This window comes from Pseudoduganella dura (genome assembly GCF_009727155.1).
Taxonomy (GTDB): domain Bacteria; phylum Pseudomonadota; class Gammaproteobacteria; order Burkholderiales; family Burkholderiaceae_D; genus Rugamonas; species Rugamonas dura.
On sequence record NZ_WNWM01000002.1, the window covers coordinates 6,546,977 to 6,566,556 of the forward strand.

General features: G+C 64.3%; 13 protein-coding genes and 1 pseudogene. 7 read left to right on the forward strand and 7 right to left on the reverse strand.

Going from position 1 to position 19,580, the window contains the following annotated elements:
* Positions 1 to 64: 64 nt before the first annotated feature.
* The gene (locus GJV26_RS28285) at positions 65 to 298 is read right to left on the reverse strand and encodes a hypothetical protein (protein ID WP_155711896.1); all 234 of its coding nucleotides are present in this window, start codon (positions 296 to 298) and stop codon (positions 65 to 67) included.
* 46 nt (positions 299 to 344) lie between these two features.
* Here GJV26_RS28285 and GJV26_RS28290 point away from each other — a divergent pair, with 46 nt between their 5' ends.
* Positions 345 to 1,700: an outer membrane protein assembly factor BamB family protein gene (locus GJV26_RS28290; protein WP_155711897.1), complete on the forward strand. Its 1,356-nt coding sequence runs from the start codon at positions 345 to 347 to the stop codon at positions 1,698 to 1,700.
* 40 nt (positions 1,701 to 1,740) lie between these two features.
* Here GJV26_RS28290 and GJV26_RS28295 read toward each other — a convergent pair whose 3' ends face one another.
* Positions 1,741 to 3,189 (reverse strand): Gfo/Idh/MocA family protein, encoded by a 1,449-nt coding sequence (locus GJV26_RS28295; RefSeq protein ID WP_155711898.1) that lies wholly within the window; start codon positions 3,187 to 3,189, stop codon positions 1,741 to 1,743.
* 475 nt (positions 3,190 to 3,664) lie between these two features.
* Here GJV26_RS28295 and GJV26_RS28300 point away from each other — a divergent pair, with 475 nt between their 5' ends.
* Positions 3,665 to 4,069, forward strand: coding sequence for an Hcp family type VI secretion system effector (locus GJV26_RS28300; protein WP_155711899.1), 405 nt, complete (start codon positions 3,665 to 3,667; stop codon positions 4,067 to 4,069).
* A gap of 145 nt (positions 4,070 to 4,214) precedes the next feature.
* Here GJV26_RS28300 and GJV26_RS28305 read toward each other — a convergent pair whose 3' ends face one another.
* Positions 4,215 to 6,263, reverse strand: coding sequence for an LTA synthase family protein (locus GJV26_RS28305; protein WP_229419482.1), 2,049 nt, complete (start codon positions 6,261 to 6,263; stop codon positions 4,215 to 4,217).
* 326 nt (positions 6,264 to 6,589) lie between these two features.
* On the opposite strand from GJV26_RS28305, the gene GJV26_RS28310 reads away from it, so the two are divergent.
* Both GJV26_RS28310 and GJV26_RS28315 read left to right on the forward strand, forming a co-directional pair.
* Complete coding sequence (locus GJV26_RS28310; protein WP_155711900.1) at positions 6,590 to 7,387, forward strand: tetratricopeptide repeat protein; 798 nt, start codon at positions 6,590 to 6,592, stop codon at positions 7,385 to 7,387.
* 104 nt (positions 7,388 to 7,491) lie between these two features.
* Complete coding sequence (locus tag GJV26_RS28315; protein WP_155711901.1) at positions 7,492 to 8,994, forward strand: ComEC/Rec2 family competence protein; 1,503 nt, start codon at positions 7,492 to 7,494, stop codon at positions 8,992 to 8,994.
* A 24-nt stretch (positions 8,995 to 9,018) separates the two neighbouring features.
* Here the strand turns inward: GJV26_RS28315 and hmpA are convergent.
* Positions 9,019 to 10,232: pseudogene (hmpA, locus tag GJV26_RS28320) on the reverse strand (NO-inducible flavohemoprotein).
* Positions 10,233 to 10,968: 736 nt separating this feature from the next.
* Entirely contained in the window at positions 10,969 to 12,012 is a 1,044-nt protein-coding gene (locus GJV26_RS28325) for a site-specific integrase (protein ID WP_229419483.1), read from the reverse strand.
* A 140-nt stretch (positions 12,013 to 12,152) separates the two neighbouring features.
* Here GJV26_RS28325 and GJV26_RS28330 point away from each other — a divergent pair, with 140 nt between their 5' ends.
* Genes GJV26_RS28330 through GJV26_RS30520 form a run of 3 tightly spaced genes read left to right on the forward strand, consistent with a single transcriptional unit; the run spans position 12,153 to position 13,642 of the window.
* A complete protein-coding gene (locus GJV26_RS28330; protein WP_173346300.1) occupies positions 12,153 to 13,163 on the forward strand; it encodes a DNA-binding protein in 1,011 nt (336 codons plus the stop codon).
* Positions 13,164 to 13,198: 35 nt separating this feature from the next.
* The gene (locus GJV26_RS28335) at positions 13,199 to 13,462 is read left to right on the forward strand and encodes a hypothetical protein (protein ID WP_155711904.1); all 264 of its coding nucleotides are present in this window, start codon (positions 13,199 to 13,201) and stop codon (positions 13,460 to 13,462) included.
* Between the two features lie 48 nt (positions 13,463 to 13,510).
* Positions 13,511 to 13,642, forward strand: a complete 132-nt coding sequence (locus GJV26_RS30520; RefSeq protein ID WP_260114814.1) for a hypothetical protein — start codon at positions 13,511 to 13,513, stop codon at positions 13,640 to 13,642.
* 121 nt (positions 13,643 to 13,763) lie between these two features.
* Here GJV26_RS30520 and GJV26_RS28340 read toward each other — a convergent pair whose 3' ends face one another.
* On the reverse strand, positions 13,764 to 14,693 hold the full coding sequence (locus GJV26_RS28340; protein ID WP_155711905.1) for a GGDEF domain-containing response regulator: 930 nt from the start codon (positions 14,691 to 14,693) through the stop codon (positions 13,764 to 13,766).
* A complete protein-coding gene (locus GJV26_RS28345) occupies positions 14,671 to 19,362 on the reverse strand; it encodes a PAS domain S-box protein (RefSeq protein WP_155711906.1) in 4,692 nt (1,563 codons plus the stop codon). The genes GJV26_RS28340 and GJV26_RS28345 overlap by 23 nt, the downstream gene beginning before the upstream one ends.
* Positions 19,363 to 19,580: the final 218 nt, after the last annotated feature.

Here is a 19,580-nt window from a genome sequence, read left to right on the forward strand (position 1 = left end):
TTTAACGTGTTTTAACACACGTACACAAGGGTAGTCATCAGCATGAAAGTTTCTGGATCAGTTACTAGGTTCTTCGGGGAATCGCCTGCGCGCTCGCGCTGACAGCGTGTGGCGGCGGCGGCAGCGATGGCGCACCCGCCACGCCGGCCGCGCCGGCGACACCGGTAACGCCGGTCGCGCCAACGCCGCCAATAGTCAGGCCGGAGCAATCGTGGCTGACGATCACGCCATCGAGTGCGGACGTCACCGCGTATGCGGGGGAGGCGGCGAATGTCTCGATCACCGCGAAGTCCGCCAAGACCTTCGCCAAGCCGGTCTATATCGCGATCGTCGACAAGGCCGGCGTGTTCTCTACAAAAGTCAAGGTCACCGAGCTTCCAGACCGCGAGTTTCGGGCCGACCTGGAAATCTCGTCCGCGCTGCCCGCAGGTCAACACAGTGTCGACCTGGAACTGCGTCTTTGCGAAGACGAGGCAAGAATCTGCAACGTTCCCGTACCGGGTTCGCCATGGCTGATCGCCGTGAAAGTCAATGTATTGTCCCAAACGAACCGGACGCCATTGAATGTCATGCCGAATGTTGCCAACTGGAGCACTTACCAGGGAAATGCCTCGCATAGCGCTTACGTGCCGGCGGTCTTCGATACCAAAAAATTCTCCCGCCGTTGGGTCATGTACCCATCGAGCGCCGGTTATGCTGCCACGCCGCTCACGCACGACGACGGCCGCGCATTCGTCTCGCTGATCTCCACTGGCGACTACTCAAAAGCCGTTCTGATGGCCAGTAGCGAGGATAGCGGTGAAGAACTCTGGCGCATGGACTTCGGACCATTCAAACTGAGCGCACCGGCTGCAGCGGACGGCAAGGTGTATGTCGCTACGTCGGATTGCTGCAGTACATTTTTCTGGGCACTCGACCAAAAGACCGGAAAAGTGCTGAGTAAACACACAACGATGCAGGAGTCATTGATTTATAACACCGCGCCGACGATTTTCAACGGCACCGTATACTCGAACGCTGGCATCGATCGTGATGCAGGACCAACATATTATCGCGCCACTTCCGTGACGAAAATCAGCACCGGAACGCTCGGTGAAGTTTGGAAAGCCTCGCTGCAGGTGGAGGACGAATGGACTCCCGCCGTGGACGAATTGCACGCTTATGTCTACGCTGCCGGCAAATTGCATGCGATCTCGACGGCGGACGGGAAGACCGCGTTCACTATTCCTTATGCATACACCGGCGTCGGTACGGACAGCGCCCTGGCGCTGGACGGGAGCGGCATGGCGTTTACGGTCCAGAGCCGCGAGGTGGTGGCCTTCGATCTCAAACGCCGCAAGCTGGCGTGGAGTACGGATAGCATGGCAATGACTGGATCGCCGGCTGTGGCAAGGAACGTGGTCTACGCGTTGCGCGAGTCCGATCCCGGCCGGGTGCACGACGTCGTACTTGAGGCGTTTGATGCGGCAACCGGCCTATCGCAATGGAAGTCCGGCTCACTGCCCGCCGGGAGCCTGTATCTGGTCGCCGCGGACAACCTGGTGTTCGTTGGCGCCGAGAAGAAGACAGTGGCGATCGATATCGCCACGCATCGTACTGTCTGGGAACATCCTGGCGGCGGCCAGTTGTCCATCTCGAACCGGGGTGTCCTGTATATCGCCGGCACCGACGGCAAGATCACGGCGATCAACCTGCGCTGATTGCCAAGCCGCGGACACGCCGCCGTGTCCGCGGCTCCGCTCAGGGGATCTTGCGCCGCAGCGGCATCGATACCGGCGTGTCGCGCCCCGGCATCGGCGCCCGCTCCGGCGGCGCCAGTCCGGTGACGAGGTCGGCGATCCGCACCGATTTCCCTGTTTCGAAGCATTGGTTGGCGGCCACGCCGATCAGGATGGAATTGGCGCCGCCCCGTTCGTCCGAGCGGCGCCTGTACTTGTCTTCGCCGGCCTGGCCGAAGATCTCTTCCAGCATCACGTTGTCGCCGCCGCCATGGCCGCCGGTACCCGTCCAGGGCTCGATGACGCGCGGCGCGCCGCGCAGCGGAATCACGCGGGTTTCCACCTTCTCGCTTTTGCTCTGCACTTCGCCGGCCCCGGCCGCGCCCACCTGCTCGACGATGCGGTGCTCCAGCCGGCCCTTCGTGCCGTTGAAGGCGACGTGGTATCCCTCCCACGCGTCATAGGCCGACAGCGCATAGTTCAGCTGCGTGCCGTTGTCGTAGCGGACCATCACGTTCATCGTGTCCTCGATGTCGATTTCCGGGCGCCACACGCACTGGTCGCGGAAATAGCCGTCGTGTTTCTCGTTGTCCAGGTACAGGGCTTTCAGGCCAGGGTCGGCGGCGAGGTCGAAGTAGAACGTGCATTTCTGCTTTTCCGGGCACGTGAGGCAGCGTTCGTGCGCGCCGGAGAGCCCCATCCGTTTTGCCGTTGCGGGTGTATAGAACTGGCGCGAGCCGAACGCGTGCACCAGTTCGGGCTGCGCGCCCAGCCACCAGTTCACCAGGTCGAAGTGGTGCGTCGACTTGTGGATCATCAGCCCGCCGGACATGGCCTTCTTGCTGTGCCAGCGGCGGAAGTAGTCGGCGCCGTGCACGGTATTGAGCAGCCAGGTGAAGTCGACCGCCATCACGTCGCCGATCTCGCCGCTCATCAGGATATCCTTGACCTGCGTGCGCGGCGGCGTGTAGCGGTAGTTGAAGGTCACGCGGATATGGCGGCCGGTACGCTGCACCGCATCGAGGATGCGCTGCGCCTTGGCCGCCGTGGTGGTCATCGGCTTTTCCGTGATCACGTCGCAACCGGCTTCCAGCGCGCGCACGATGTATTCGTCGTGCTTCGCATCCGGCGTGGTCACGATCACGTACTGCGGCTTGGTCTCGCGGATCATCTGGTCGAAATCGGCGGCCGCGAACGCGCGCGGCTGGCTCGCGCCGGTGGCCGAGATTGTCTTTACCGCGAGCGCGGCCCGCCCCGGATTGCTGTCGCACACCGCGACGATCTCGTTGCCGTCGCGGTATTTGCCGGTGATGGCGCCAGTGAACATGCGCGCCCGCGAGCCGACGCCCACGACCGCATAGCGCTTGCGCGGGTTGGCGGCGAAGGCGCTCGTGGCCAGCATGACGCCGGCCGCGCCGGCAGCCTTCAGTACGGTGCGGCGGCCGATCGGGCCGGCATTGTTGTCGCTCATTGATGTGTCTCCATAGGTTGTATGCAATGGCCGCGCCCCAACTTGTCTGTTGCAAGCTATGGTTGACGCCGGCCAGCCGATGGTAGGTTCAATCCACGCGGGTGGCAAGACCAGTTGCGATAACTGGACAGACCAATCATTGCTTTGAGCGATTGGGCGACGCCGGGCCGGGCCCTTTCTAATGGTAGCGTGAATCTGTGGCGTGCCCGCATCGGCGGCGGAAGCCGGGCACAGGGCCGTGGCAGGCATGCGGCACCCTGGCGCGGCCGGAAAGTTGCCAGTTAGTGCAAGTTTTTCAATGCATTTTCAAAAATGACGATATCATCATGCACGTAGGAATTACCTCATCGACGCCGGGGGCCGGCACAGGGCGGTCGCACGATCGGCTGGCGGCGCCGCACACCGGACGCCAGCGCGCCAGGTTATTCCCTTGCTCGAGGTCATTCCTTATAAGCCATCACTTACTGGAGGCGGTATGACGATGCACTCTTACCTGCGGATCGATGGCGTCCCGGGCGGTTCTGTCGACAGCGGCTACGAGGGGTGGATCGCATGCGACTCGGTCAGCTGGTCGCTGCGGGGAGCGGCACCCGCCGGCGGTTACTCCGAAATCAGGTTCGTCAAGCTGGAAGACAGCGCCTCGCCGCTGCTGGCACGCCTTTGCCTGGCCGAGACGCCCGTCGCGGCGGCGCATTTCGACTTCCTGCGCGTGGATGCGCAGGGAGAGCGGGTCAAATGCTACGAGATCGCGCTGGAAAACCTGCTGGTCGCGAACGTGGCCACGGCGCACCTGCACGAATCGGCGCCGACGGAAACCGTGGTCCTGCGCTTCGCCAACGCCACGCTGACGCACAGCGGGCAGGAGGACGACCCGGGCTAGCGTCATGGCATGGCAGGGTGCACACGGCACGCTGCCGGGACACCGTGCAAAATTCGTATGGAAATTGCCTGAAACCGGGGTCAGACCCCGAATTCCGGAAATATTTCCCGGGAATTTGCTGGACGGCGATCGGCAGCGAACAGCATCATTTCGGCAGCCGGTACCGCTGTTCCCGATACAGCAGGGACGGCAGCATCACATGCGCCATCGCGCGGTCGACGACGGCTTGCGCAGGTGGGGCGGTCTCCAGCGTCAGCTGCCGCGTGACGGCATCGTAATGCCCGGCCAGCGGCGCGCGCTCCGGCCGCAGGATCGTTGCCGAATCGCCTTCCAGCCACGCGAAATTATTGTCGAACTGGAGCATGGCACGGCCCGGCGATTCGCTGTCGCGCGCAAGGTCCCGGCCGATCATCGGGTGCTCGCTCGAAATCCCCATCAGCGACAGCAGCGTGGGGGCCAGATCGATCTGGCTGGCCAGCGTCCGGATGTGCCTGGGTTGCACATCCGCACCCAGGATCAGGCCCGGGATGTGAAACTTGTTGATCGGCACGAGGCTGTCGCCGTACACGCGGTTGTCGTGATCCGCCACGATCAGGAATATGGTATCCCGCCAGTAATCCTGCCGCTTCGCCTCGCGGATGAACTTGCCCAGCGCGAAGTCCGCGTACTTGACGGCGTTGTTGACACTGTGTTTGACCGGATCGTGCAGCGCGATCTTCCCGTCGGGGAATTCGAACGGTTCGTGGTTCGACGAAGTGAAGATCAGGCTGAAGAAGGGCTTGTCCTGCGCATGCAGCGTCTTCAGTCTCTCCAGCGCCGTGTCGAACAGGTCTTCGTCGGACGCGCCCCAGCTGCCCTCGAAGCGGGGGTGCATGTCGCGGCGGTCCACCACCCGCTGGAAGCCGTTACCGGTGAAGAAAGAACGCATATTGTCGAAGTGCGCTTCACCGCCATAGACGAATTCGGTATGGTAGCCCTGTTTGCCCAGGCCGGCGGCCAGCGTATAGAAATTCCGTTGCGCGAGCGACAGCTTGACCACGCTGCGTGCCGGCGTCGGCGCATAACCGGCCACCACCGCCTCGATGCCCCGTACCGAACGGGTACCGGTGGCATACAGCTGGTCGAACCACCAGCCTTCGCCCTTCAACCGCTCCAGCTCCGGCGTGACCGGCAGGCCGCCGAGCGATTTGACGAACGTGGCACCCAGGCTTTCCTCCAGCACGATCACCAGGTTCAGCGGCTTGTCGCGCCGATGGGCCGCCGCCTGGTAGTGCAGCGTGGGAATCTCCTTCGACGGGAAGCGGTACCCGCTCAGCCACGGCGCGGCAGTGACGCCGGCCAGCACCCTGTCGCGCGGCATGGCACCGTAGATTTCCGATGAATCCGACTCCTTGCGCAGCGAGTTGACGGCGTCGAGCACGGACCAGGCCGAATTGATGACCAGCGAATTGACCAGCGCATCGCCGCTCAGCGCGAACAGGGCCGGGTTGGCCGGCCGGTGGGCCGTGGTGGAGCGAATCTGCAGCGCCACCACCAGCAGCAGCAGCGGCCAGGTGAGCAGCAGCCGTTTCGCCGGCCATAGCGTCATGCGGGCGGAAGCGCTTTTCAGCGCCTTGTAGCATGCAATGCCGAGGACGACGGTCGCACCGACGGTCATGAACAGGGCCAGCCGGTAGCCGTGCCACAACGTGCCGAACACCTCCGCCGGATAGGCCAGGTATTCGATGAACAGGCGGTTTGGCCGCACATCGTACTGGAGGATGAACTGCGGTGATGCTGCCTCCATGAACCCGATGAACACCAGCGCCGCGGTGGCCCACCAGGCGGTCAGCGTCGACCACAGGCGCGCGCTGCGGCGGTGCGCAAGGAAAGGCGCCAGCGCAAGCGGAACAGCGACCATGTAGCCGAGCAGGATCAGGTCGGCGCGCAGGCCCTGCAGGAAGATCGCGCCGGAAACGCCGGTGGCGGCCACGCGGTCATGCTGCCAGACCACGAGCGCCAGGCGGGACAGGGAAAGCAGCGCCAGCCCCGCGGCGAGCAGGTAAAACAGGTTCAGGTAGGGCCCGGTGCGGTGCCACCAGTGCGACGTGGGTTGCAGGGAGGAAGGAGAGGAGCTGGATGAGCGGGCGGCTGCGTGGTTCATGTGGTCGGTGTACGATGGTTCGGTGGCGCGGCCCGGAGGCGCGCGCCGCATCGGCGCACATTAGCGAACCGCATGTCGGGGCATCGTTAAGGCGGGGTTAAGGTCCCGTTAAAGCGCGGCCACGGGACCGGCGATAGCGATGTCGCGTGCCGCGTGGCGTCCCGCGGGGCAGTCCGGCATTCGATCAACTTGATGATTCATCGACAGTGGGCTTCCTGGTGCTCTATCATGCGGCTATAAATATGGTTTTAATAACAAGCCAGGAAAAGCAATGTTCGCAATGAACCGTCGTGCCGCACTGCGTTCCAGCGGATTGCACCTGCTGTTCGCCATTCCCGCCGCGCTGTCGATGCAGGGAGCCATGGCCCAGCGACCGCATGCGCTTCGATCCCCGGGCGCCGGGCTTGATGAGCGCGCGCGCCGAAGCGGCGATGACGCTGGCGAAAATCCACCTCGTGGGCCACGGTGTGCCGAAGGATGCCCGCGAGGCGCGCAAATGGTATGAGGTGGCCGCAGAATCGGGCTATGCGCCGGCCCGCAGCGCGCTGGCGCTGGGCTACCTGACCGGTTTTGCCGGCGACAGGAACCCGTCGAAGGCGCTGAACTACCTGCAGGAAGCGGCGGAAGCGGGCTACGTGCCGGCCATGTACCAGCTGGGCAAGCTGTATTACCGTGGCGATGACGGCGTGGCCGAAGACTTGAAGATGGCCGGCGCCTGTTTCTCCTCGGCGGCCAGGGAAGGGTACCCGTTGGCGCAATATGCGGCGGGCCGCATGGTCGACCTGGGCGAAAGCGTGCCGGCGGACCGGAAACGGGCGCTCGCCTATTACAGGGAAGCGGCGGTGAAAGGGGTTCCGGACGCGCAGAATGCGCTGGCCACGTATTTCTACCAGGGCGACATCGTGGAAAGGAACCTGGCAACCGCGCGCAGGTTGTTCAACGCCGCCGCCTTGCAGGCGCAGCCGGACGGCATGTTCAACCTGGCGGTGATGACCTCGCGCGGGGAGGGCGGCCCGAAGGACTTGCCGGCGGCTTACGTGTGGTACAGCCTGGCCAGGGCATCGGGGCATGCCGGCGCGGCCGCCGGGTTGGCGGAAATCCGGCCGGCAATGTCGCAGGACCAGCTGGCGCAGGCGGAATCGATCTTGCAACCGCCGGCCGCACAGGCAAGGTAATCACGGCGCCGGGAGGACATGACACCGGCAAACCATGCAGGCCGGCAGCAACGGCTGGCCTGCCGCGCATTTCCAGAAGAGACGACCAACCCACGGAGCCCGCAATGCCAGACTTTCGCTACGCCGCCTATCCGACCGCCACCCTGTATGAGCTGGGCAAGGAACCCGGCGCCGGGGCTGCCGGGCAGCCCCCTGCCGAACTGAAAGCGCTCAAGCAATTGCTGTGGGGAGACGAACTGGAGGTACTCGGCGCCAGCGACGACGGGCGCCATTTGAAGGTGTTCGCACGCAAGTCGCGGGGCTGGATGCGCGTGGAAGACACCTTGCCGGACCGGCTGCTGGAAGTGGTGTTCGTCGATATCGGCCAGGGCGACGGGGCGCTTGTCATTACCCCCGATAACCGGCGCTACATTGTCGACGCGGGCAAAGGCGACAACATGGTCCGTTTCCTGCGCTGGCGATTCGGCTTCAAGGACATGACCGTCTTCGACGCGGCGGTGCTGTCCCATTCCGACCTGGACCACTATGGCGGGTTCGAGGCATTGTTCAAGGAACGCAACGTGCATTTCAAGCGCGTTTATACCAATGGCCTGATGGAACGGGCGGCCGAAAAAGCCGGCCTCGCACTGGGCGTGCCGGTGGAATCGGAGGGGAAGCGTTTCATCACCGACCTGGTGACGAGCCTCGAAGAATTCCGGGCTTTTCTCGATGTGCCGGAACGAGCCAAGGGGAAACGCTATCCGACGATGCTGGGCCAGGCACTGCAGGAGGGGAAATACGACGATTTGCGCATGCTCGACGTCACGGACACGTACATGCCCGGGCACGAACCGGGCGAAGACCTGGTCGTCAACGTGCTTGGACCGGCACCTGAAACGGTGGCGGGCAAGAAGGCGCTGCGCTGGTTCGGCGACGTGGGCAAGACCAAGAATGGCCATTCCGTGGCGCTGCATCTCAATTACCGCAATGTGCGCGTGTTCCTCGGTGGCGATCTCAACATCGAATCCAGCCGGCACCTGCTGGAGGCGCATACCGGCCTGGGCGGCTATCCCGCCGACGCGGCGCAGGAGCAGGCGCTGGTCGAGGCGGCACGGCCCTGGTTCGAAAGCGATATCGCCAAGGCCTGCCACCACGGCAGCGCCGATACCCTGCTGCCGCTGATCAGGGCGATCAATCCGGTCGCCACGGTCATTTCGAGCGGCGACGACGAACCGTATGCGCACCCGCGGGCCGATGCGCTCGGGGCCCTCGCCAAGTGCAGCCGCGGCGACCGCCCGCTGTTGCTCAGCACGGAGCTCGCCCGGTCGTCGAAGGAAACCATCAAGTACCCGGAAGCGTTGCGCGAACAGTTGCGCGACCTGGCCGCCAGGATCGCTGCGGCCTCCACCCAGGAAGAGCGCGACCGCGCGGAAGCCAGGTTCGAGGCGAAGATCGCGGAACTCGACCGCAGCGTGGCCGTCTACGGCGCGATCAACTTGCGCACCGACGGTGAAAAGGTCGTGCTGGCGTACAAGCTGGAACGCTCGACGCCGGCCAAGGGGTGGGATATCTACCGGCTGGAACCCGATGCCGCCGGGGAGCTCGTCTACAAGAGCCCCTACGACTGACCGCCGTTGCGGCCCCGAGGCCTTTTATTCCGCGAACAGATCCGGCCCGAAGACCTCGTAGTGCACATGCGCTTCCCGGATGCCGCGGCCGATGAGCGCGTCGTGCTGCAGCCGCATGAACGGAATCGGTCCGCAAATATAGTAATCCGCACCGGGGAGCATGACGGCATCGCCGATCTTGCCGATGTCGACCAGGCCTTCGTGGTCGAAATCCCGGCCCGGCCGGTCATCGTGCAGCGGCGCGTCATAGAACACGAAGACCTTGAACTGCGGATGCCGTGCCGCCGTACTGCGCAAGTGATCCTTCATCGCGTGCACCGCGCTGTTGCGCGCCCCGTGGACAAAGACAATCTGCCGCTGCGGCGACTGCAGCAGCCGGTTGAGCATGCTGATCATCGGCGTGAGACCGACGCCGCCGCTGATCAGCATGACCGGCGTGGCGGCTTTGACGTCGATAAGAAGTTCCCGTATGGCGCCGCCAGCCGGAGCCGGTCGCCGACCTGCACCTGGTCATGCAGCAGCGTCGACACGTAGCCTTGTTGCGATGTGTCGGCGCCGCCTTCGCGCTTGACCGAAATGCGGTAGCTGCGGCCGTTGGGCGCATCCGACAGGCTGTACTGTCGGATCTGCTGCAGCCCCAGGCGCGGCACGTCGACCGCCACGCCGATGTATTGCCCGGGCTTGAAGTTCGCCACTGGCCCGCCGTCCGCCGGTGCGAGCACGAATGACGTGATGGCTTCGCTTTCGGGCTCCTTGCTTGTCACGACGAACTCGCGCCAGCCGTTCCATCCCCCCGCTTCGCGCGCGGTCTGATCGCGCAATGCGTTTTCACGCCCGATCAGGATGTCGGCCAGGTTGCCGTAGGCTTCCGCCCAGGCGGCGATGATGTCGCCGGTGGCGGCATTCCCCAGCACGGCCTTGATGGCACCGAGCAGGTGCTCGCCGACAATCGGGTATTGCTCGGGAAGCACACCCAGGCTCGCATGCTTGTTCGCGATCCCTTCCGGCACGGCTTGCAGGGAGGAGGGGTGATCGATATTGGCTGCATAGGGATGCACGGCCCGCGCCAGTGCTTCCTGCTGCTGGCCGCGTTCCTGGTGCCGCATGTTGAACACATTCTTCAGTTCCGGGTGGGTATCCAGCAAGTCGCGGTAGAAGTGCTTGATGATGTCGTAACCGTGCCTGGCGAGAACGGGCGCGGTGGCCTTGACGGTATCCCTGGTTTGCTGGCTGAGCATCGGTTCTCCTGGCGAAGTTGACTGATCGGCTGGCGCTGGATGGTGCAGGCTATTTAAGCAAAAATGCCGGAAGCAGGGAAGGCCTGGTGGCGGTAATCGAGGCGGCTAAGCGGCTGGTCGACAGCGCACTTCGGCACTATCTGCAACTAACCGAAAGCGGTGCCACAGCGAGGTCCCTCGAAGGCCGTCGATTAGGCAACCGCTGCGCAGCCAGGAAGCTGGCGAGGAACAGGCGAGGAACAGGCGAGGACGTGTCGATTCCTCATGCGCAGCTGAATACATGCGTTCGAATAAGGACCGAAAGAGTGCGCCGTGGATGATTCGCCTGTCCTCGGTTTCTTTATGGACAGCGTCGAAAGAGAGTGGGGCATCGACCGGCACATCCTGCGGCAAAGGCATGGCCGGATGTTTCATAACCGTGACGTTGGACAGCGGCATGGTACCTACGATCATGCGGAAGAGGCGGATCTTCCAAGCAAAACCAGTCGACACGTCACCCTCCGAGCCAAAGACTGGACGCTATTTTTGCAACTAACCGAAGGAGGCCTTCGATCTCCCGACTTCATACGTCAACGTAACAACAAACACCCTGTCTACAATGCAGGAGGCGGCAGGGCGGCTGAAAAGGAAGCCGCCATTGAGCAGGGCGATGAAAGGCGGCACGCAAGGAAGCTGCATCCGGGCGGCCGACGCGATCCGGTCGGCGGGCAGGCGAATAGCGATGCACCTGCAATGACTAGTCTTCTTCGTTGTCCGCTTGCGTGCGGCCAGCCTGCCGTGCCAGAACGCGTTCGATACGTGCCCGCCCGTAGGGATCGCCGGGATTGATGTAACGCAGCGCCGATTCGGCGCTTTTCCAGCCGACGTGCTCCATCAGCTCCTTGAGATCCCAGCCGTTCTCGCTTGCCCAGTTTGCAAAGCCTCGCCGCAGCGAGTGCGTGCTGAACGCGTTCGGGGGACCGCCACCGGGCACGCCGAGGACGCGTCGCAACAGGGGCAGCATGCTGTCCACATGCAGGCCATCGGCCCCGACGGTTCCCCATCGGTCGATCCGCCGGAAGACCGCGCCGTCATCGATGGCCGCCGCCGACACCCAGGCCAGATACGCCGTGACAGGGCACAGGCGCGACAACTGCGGCACGTGAAATGTTTGCCCCTTCAGGTGCCGATCGGTTTTCGTGTGCGGCAGGTAGCATGCCATGCCTTCGCCCGGCACCACCCGCACATGCTCGGCGCGCAGGCGGCTGAGTTCATCACCGCGAAAGCCGCGCCAGAAACCCAGCAGCACAAGAGCGCGATCGCGCAGATGCCGCAGTTCCGCGGCCGCGTCGGCCCTGGTACGTGCTGCGGCCAAGGCGCCTTCCAGCCAGTCATCCACCCGGCTCAGGTGCACGAGTTCCAATGGCTGCGCGCGCTTTTGTACGGCGGGATGGAGCGCCTGGATGCCGCGCATGACCTTGCGAACGACCGGCGCCCTGGTCGGATCGGCAAAACCGTGTTCCATATGCCATTGGGCGAGGGCGGCCAGCCGCTGCCGCAATGTACTGACAGCCAGTGTGTCGCCGTGACCGGCCAGGTACCGCGCCACGCTGTCCGGGGACGCGGGCAGCAGGCCGCCCCATTCGACCTCGAAGTGGCGGAGGGCCGACGCGTAGGCCTGCCGCGTATTGTCACGCGTTGCTGCGTGCACATAGATATCGACGGTGCTCATCCCAGTGCCTTCATTTCCATTGATGTCGTCGTACCGCATGCCCATGCATACCGGCGAAACGCCGATCATACCTCGATTGCACGGTCTTACATTGGATAATGAGCCATTATCCGGTCCAAGTAAATTGTTCCGGCGCTGCGATTTTCAAGCCTATCGTGGTATGTATTATGATAGTATGTACTATAGTATCTTATTCCGGGAGGGGCGTCATGGCACGTGCAGGTCTGTACAAATCCGATGTCAAGCGGGCGCGCGACGCTCTGGTGGCGGCGGGCCGGCACCCGTCGCTCGATGCCGTGCGTATTGCGCTGGGCAATACCGGGTCAAAGACCACGATCCACAAGTACTTGCGGGAACTGGAGGCCGAGGAGGGCACCGCCGGAGCGGGTTCGTCGTTAAGCGACGAATTACAGGCGCTGGTGACCGGCCTGGCGGAGCGGCTGCGAGTGGAGGCCGATGCGCGCATCGTTACGCTGCAGGAGGAGCACAACGCGCAGTTGCAAGCCCGGATCGCCACCGAGGATGGCCTGAAGGCACAGTTGACCGCGTCCCACGGGCAGGTGCAGGCCCTGGAACGCCGCTTGGCGACCGAACAGCATGCCCTGATCGGTACCCGCGAGGAACTGCAGCGCGAACAGATCGCGCGGCACACGGCCGAGCAGCATGTCCGGGATCTCCGCGATCGCCTGCAGGAAAACGATGACCATATCAAGTCGCTCGAGAACAAGCATGCGAATGCGCGAGACGCGCTCGAGCATTTCCGGCAGGCGTCAAAGGAACAGCGGGAACAGGACCAGAGGCGGCACGAACACCAGGTGCAGCAATTGCAGGTTGAATCGCGCCAGTTGCAGCTGCAGCTCGTCGGCAAGCAGGAGGAGGTGGCCAGGTTGAACCAGGATGGTGCGCGCCTGATGAGCGACCTGCGTCACGCGGGGCAGGCACTGGCCCAGGCGCAGCAGACAGCGGACAGGAAGGAGGCCGAGTGGAGCAGCCGGATGGCCGATGCCCGGCAACGCGCAACCCTGAAAGCGGACGAACTGGCGCGGCAGCTTGGCGAAACCCGGCTCGAGCTCGCGGGTCATGGCCGGGAAATACAGTTGCAGCAGAAGGAACTGGCCCGCATTCAGAGACTGCACGACCAGCTGCTGGAAGAAAAAGTCATGTGGCGCCACGAGCGGGCCCAGATGGAAGAAATGCTCAGGCAGGCCAACGAGGAATAGGGCGCGGACGCTGGAAAAGCCGCTAGAATGGCACCATGAAAGCGATTCTGTTGCTGATCCTGGCGATTGCCCTTTGCACGAGCGCAGTCGCGATGCCGCGCTCGCCGCATGACTGCTGTCCGGATCAGCATTGTTCGCTGCAATGCATCGACATGGGCTGTGCGTCCGGCGCGCTTGCGATCGCACCGCCGCCGGCTCCAGTCAGTTGGGCGGCGGTCGCCAACGGCATGGTCCATAGTGCCGATCCTGGCATCGTATTGCCGTCGCCATACCCGGACATCTGGGTTCCGCCGGATTGAAAAGTAGCGCCTGACCTCGCTATTTTCTCAAACTGAAAGGAAGATCCCATGAAATCGAAACTCGTCAAACTCACTTTCGCAGCCGGCTTGCTGGCGGCTTCTGCCGGAGCCTTCGCCGCGGCAAATGGCTGCTGCGGCAGCATCGAGTGCTGCCTCAAGATGCTGGCCTGCTGCTTCTAAGCGGCGCTAGCTGAAGAGAAGGGCGGTTTCGGCCGCCCTTCTTCAATTCGCTCCCGGCTGTCCGGTGTCCCGGCTACTGCTGCAAACGACCGTGCGGCCATCCACCAGCAGCACTTTCACTTTACTCCTGCTCATCTTGATCCCCGTCGGGCTGTCCCTGCTGGTCGCTTGCCATTTCGACCCGGTTGCGCCCGCCCCGTTTGGCCCGGTACAGCGCATCGTCGGCCAGGTGGATCAGCTTTTGTGAAGGAATCGGCACGCCTTCGTCGGCGACGGCGATCCCGATGCTCAGCGAACACGCAATCGCGCCAAAATCGGTATCGACCGGCGTGGCCGCGACCGCCGCCCGCACCCGTTCCGCCACCTCGAGGGCACCGTCGCGGGTGCATGCCGGCAGCACGATCAGCAGTTCTTCGCCGCCGTAGCGCCCGAGAGAATCATAGGGGCGAAGCACGGCAGCCAGGCGGCGGCTGACTTCGCGCAGCACGGCGTCGCCCGCCAGGTGTCCATGCTCGTCGTTGACGCGCTTGAAATGGTCCAGGTCGGCGAAGATGATCGACACCGGCCGGGTGTCGCGCCCATGGCGTATGAGTTCCTTTTCAAGGATTTCCAGCAGCGCGCCCCGGTTGTAGATGCCGGTCAGCGCGTCGTGAGTCGCCTTCAGGCGCAATTGCTGTTCCAGTTCGCTGATGCGCCTGCCGGCACGGATCCGCACCTGCAGCTCTTCCGCATTGAACGGCTTGCCGACGAAATCGTCGGCCCCGGCATTCATCGCTTCCACCACGAATTCGGTTTCGCTGCGGGTGGTCAGCATGATCAGGTAGACATAGCGGTCCTTGATCGTGTCGCGCACCTGGCGGCAGACGTCGATACCGTCCATGCCCGGCATCATCCAGTCGATCACCGCCAGCATCGGCGCGTCCGGCTGCTGCAGGATCTCGCAGGCGCGGATGCCATCGGTCGCCGTCACCACCTCGTAGCCCCAGTCCTGCAGTGTGTCTTGCAGGTAGAGCAGCGACAGCGGATCGTCATCGGCAATCAGTACCTTCATTGTCATTCTCCATAAATACGTTCAGTTCGGTCGCCAGTTCGGCCGCGCGCGCCTGCAGTGCGCCAACCCCCTCCTGCATGCGCGCCAGGTCCGCGTTCCGGGCCGCCAGTTCGAGCCCGCCCGCGGCCGCCGCGAGCGCCTCGGCGCACACCGTGAAGGCGGCGCCGCGCAGGCGGTGGGCGGTGCGCTCGACCAGGCGTGCATCGTCGGCGGCCAGCGCCGACTCGAGCGCGGCCAGCGTATCGGGCAGGTCCCGCAGCAACAGCTCGACGAGCTGCCTGAGCAGCGTGCGCTTGCCGCGCGTCCGCTGCAGCGCGGCGTCCTGAGCGAACGTCCTGAGCGTCGCAGGCGTTGCCACCGGCAGCGCCTGCGGTGCCTGTTCGACGCCACCGGCCGGCGACGCCGCCTCCAGCCGCTCAAGCAACTGGTCGGCGTCGACCGGTTTGCTCACGTAGTCGTCCATTCCTGCTGCAAGGCATCTGTCGCGGTCGTCCGTCATTGCATTGGCGGTGACGGCGATGATGCGCAGGTGCTTGCCGGTCGAGCGTTCGCGCCGCCGGATCTCGCGCGTGGTCTGGTAGCCATCCATCACGGGCATCTGGCCATCCATCAGCACCACGTCGAACGGCGGGTGCTCGCCCGGGTCGCGATCGAGCAGGCGCAGCACTTCGAGACCGTTGTGGGCGATCGAAAACGCGTGCCCGCGCCCCTTCAGGATCGCCGCGATCAGCACCTGGTTGACCGGGTGGTCTTCCGCGACCAGCACGTTCAATCGACGCGGCGAAAGCGCCAGCAGCAACGCGGGCTGCGAGACCGTGGGCAGTGGCTGCCGTTCGGGCACTCCCAGCCGCACGGCGACATGGAAGGTCGTGCCTGCTCCCAGCGTGCTTTCGACACGGATGCTGCCGTCCATCAGGGCCACCAGCTGCGACACGATCGACAGCCCCAGGCCGGTGCCACCGAACTGGCGCGTAGTCGAACTGTCGGCCTGCTGGAACGCCTGGAAGATCGTCGCCTGCTGCTCCTCGGTCATGCCGATGCCGCTGTCGGCGACGCTGATGTGCAGCAGCGTGCTGCTGCCGGCTTGCGGCTCGGCCGCGAGGCGTACGGCGATTTCGCCCTGGCGTGTGAACTTGATCGCGTTCCCGGTCAGGTTCACGATGATTTGCGCGAGCCTGCCCGGGTCGCCCACCAGCACCGCGGGCAGCGTGGGCGCTACGTGGCAGGTCAGCTCGATCTGCCGTTCCCTCGCGCTGGCCGCGAACGTCTTCAGGGTATTGCCGACCGCTTCATGCACGTCGAATTCGATCGGCTCGAGTTCGAGTTTGCGCGCTTCCATCTTTGAAAAGTCGAGGATGTCGTTGAGAAGGCGCAGCAGTGAATCCGCGGACGACTTCATCAACTCCAGGTATTCGCGCTGCTGGGCCGACAACGGGGTGTTCAGCACCAGGCTGGTGAGCCCGATCACGGCATTCATCGGCGTGCGGATTTCGTGGCTCATGTTGGCCAGGAACTCGCTCTTGGCCTGGTTCGCCGCTTCCGCCTTGTGCTTGGCTTCTTCCAGGTTCTGCTCGTAACGCTTGAGCAGGGTGATGTCGTGGTCGCTTCCCCTGTACCCGATCAGCTCGCCGCCTTCGTTAAGGATCGGAACCGCGTTCGACTGCGTGTAGCGGTCGCTGCCATCCTTGTGGCGCCAGCGCATCAGCAGGTTGCTCCAGCTGCCTTTTTTGGTCACCAGCTGCGACAGGCTGCTTTCGACGTGCGCGCGCTGTTCCTCATGCAGGTGGTTCAGGATGCTGGTGCCCAGTAATTGCTCCGCCGGGTAGCCGAGGATGTCCTCGACCGCCGGGTTGGCATACAGCAGGCAACCCTTGACGTCGATCCACCAGATCCAGTCCTCGGTCGTCTCGACGATCGAGCGGAACCGTTCCTCGCTGTCGCGCAGGGCCTCCTCGGCGCGCTTGCGATCAGTGATATTCGTGAGGAAACAGAACAGGTAGTTATCCCCGTTCAGCTCCAGCTGGTCCACCGAGATCAGCAGGTCGAGAATGGCGCCGTCCTTGGTCCTGCCTCGCATCGGGAAGTCCCTGACCGAGCCTTGCCGCTCTATGCGCTCGACCATCGCCAGCCGTTCTTCGACCGTGTACCAGAAACCGATCGCCATCGACGAGTTGCCGACCACCTCGTCGCGCCGGTAGCCGAGCATCCGCAGCAGCGCGTCATTGGCATCGAGGAAGCGGCCGTCCGTCGCGCGCGTGATCGTGATCGCCACCGGGCTCATGTTGAACACGTTGGAGAAACGCTGTTCCGAGCGGCGCAACAGGTCTTTGGCCAGCTTGCGCCTGGTGACGTCCATCATGGCGCCGATCGCCCGCGTCGGCCGGCCGGCGCCGTCGCGGATGATGTAGGCGCGATCTTCGATATGGATATAGCTGCCGTCGGCCTTGCGGAAGCGGTATTCCTCGGTCCACGACAGGCACCCGCTGTCCAGCTGGCCGTCGATCCTGGCCAGCAGGTCGTCGCGGTCCTCCGGATGGATGCGGTCGCGCCACCACCCGGGGCCGGGGTCGACCTCGGACGATTGATAGCCGAACTGATGCGAGATGCCTTCGTTCCACCAGGTCTGCTCGGTCGCGAAATCGAGGTCCCAGACGACGTCGTTGGTCGCTTGCGACACCAGGCGGAAGCGCTCTTCGGCCACGCGCATCTCCTGTTCCGCGTGCTTCTGTGCGCTGACGTCTCGTACGATGCCCACGAACATCCGGTTGTGTTCGGAGCGCATCTCGCGGATCGACACCTGGATCGGGAAATGACTGCCATCCTTGCGCAAGCCCTGCCCCTCGACACCGCCGGTGTGGACGCTGGCAGGGAGGCCGCTCTGGCGGTAACCCGCCATTTTCTGGCTGTGGCCGTGCCGCAGGTGCACCGGGATCAGCATGTTCACGTGCTGTCCGACCACCTCCTCCGGCGCATACCCGAACATCGCTGCGGCAGCCGGGTTGAGCGACTCGATCGTGCCCAGTTCGTCCAGCGTGAGCAGGCCGTCGGCCACGCTTTCGACCACCGAGCGGATTTTCGCTTCATTGAAGCTGGCTTCGCGCTTGGCCTGCAGCAGCGAAGTGACCAGCGGCAACAGTTGCGAACGCAGCAGGACAAGACTGGAACCAACCAGCAATGTCAGCAGCACCAGCAGGTCGGTCAGCTGCGCGCGGATCGGCGCGTACAGTTCCAGCGTTTCCTGTTTGATCACCACGCCGAGGCGCAAGCCTGGCACCGGGCCGAAGGCGGCAATGACACGCTGGCGGCGGCCATCGGTCACCGACGCGATGCCGGTACGCCCCTCCAGCGCACGCGCGGCCGGCCAGGGCTTGCCGTCGTTGGGATTGATGCGGGACGCCAATAAATAGCCGTCCGGCTGCAGCCGGCTCGGCAGGCAACCAACATGGCCGCTGCTGACGGCGCCGCAGACCAGGAGGTGGCCGGTCCGGCCAGGCAGGCCGGCGTCGGCCAATAGCCGGTCGAGCGGCGTCAACACATATTGGGTTACCAGCATGCCGAGGCGTTTGCCGTCCTGCACCACCGGAACCGTCACCTGCAGGATGGTGTGGCCATTCCATAGCAGGGTCACGCCGGCACGCGCGGTCAGGGCGAGCCGCGGCCGGGTTTCGAGCTGGCCGTGGGCAACGAGCAGTTTGCCGTCGGCGGACAGCACCGACATGCCCGCGCCGAGGGGGCCGACGAAGCGCCGGTGCATCTCGTGCACCGCCGCGCCCGGATCGGCCGGCGGCTGCGTGCCCGCCTGGCGCAGCGCCGCCACCATGATCGGGTCGGCCGCCATCGCCGCCGACAGCTTGATCCGGTCCGCGATGACGGTTTCGATCAACTGTGTCCGGTTCGCCAGTGCCGCCTGCATCCCTTGCCACAGCGATGCCTCGGTGCGGTGGGTTGACAGCACGAAGCCGGTCAGGCCGCCGGTGAAGGCGAGCACGAACAGGATCAACGTGGCGATCGCGGCGATCCGTTTGTCCTGGCGATTGGTGTAGGCGCCGCTGCGTTTCATGGTGCCAAACCACAGCACCCACATTCCCGCGCCCAGCACGATGAAGCAGAACGCGCTGTAAGGCACCATGCGTGCGAACCGGTACCAGCCATACAGTACCTCCAGCCTGAGCGAATGGCCGACCAGGCCGAAGATACCGAGAGCGAGCAGCGCGTGCGACAGGACCTGGACCGCCACCTGGACCGCGCGCGACGTGCCGAGGCGGCCCAGCATGCTGAAGCAGCCGGCCGCCAGCACGAAGCCGAGGCTGGCAAGCGGCGACATCCGGACTGGGGGGCGGTACCCGTCATTGACCATCGGCGGCACGAACAACTGGTCAAGGCCGAGATCGGCCTCGGTAAAGTTCTGGACCATCGACAGTCCGCCCAGGACCAGCAGCAGCAGCGTCGCCGCCGATTGCCCCGCGTTCCAGATGCGCGGCCGCGATTGCGGCAGCAGCAGCGCCACCCCGGCCACGAAGAAGCACAGCGCGGCGCTGAAAGCGACCGGGAAGTATTCGGCCAGCAACTGGTGCAGGCGCTGCTGGTGCGTCAGCCAGCCGGCCATCACGGCCAGGCCGGACAGCGCGAGGAACATCCCGGCAAGCTGGTGTGGGCGAATCTTGTGCATTGGGCAGTCGTTGTACAGTGCGCGCAAGCGGAGCGGGGCGGGGCACGCACGTCTACGCGGTGAACGGCGGCAGGGTGAGGCGTCGCAAAAGTTAAATTATTTCAGTGCGGCGGTTGACATTTTGCGCCACCCGCATTGTGCCCGAAGGCGGACGGGAAATATAGCCACGCGGAAACCAAACTCTTCGCGGATAACCAAGTATTCACTCGGGCCGGGCC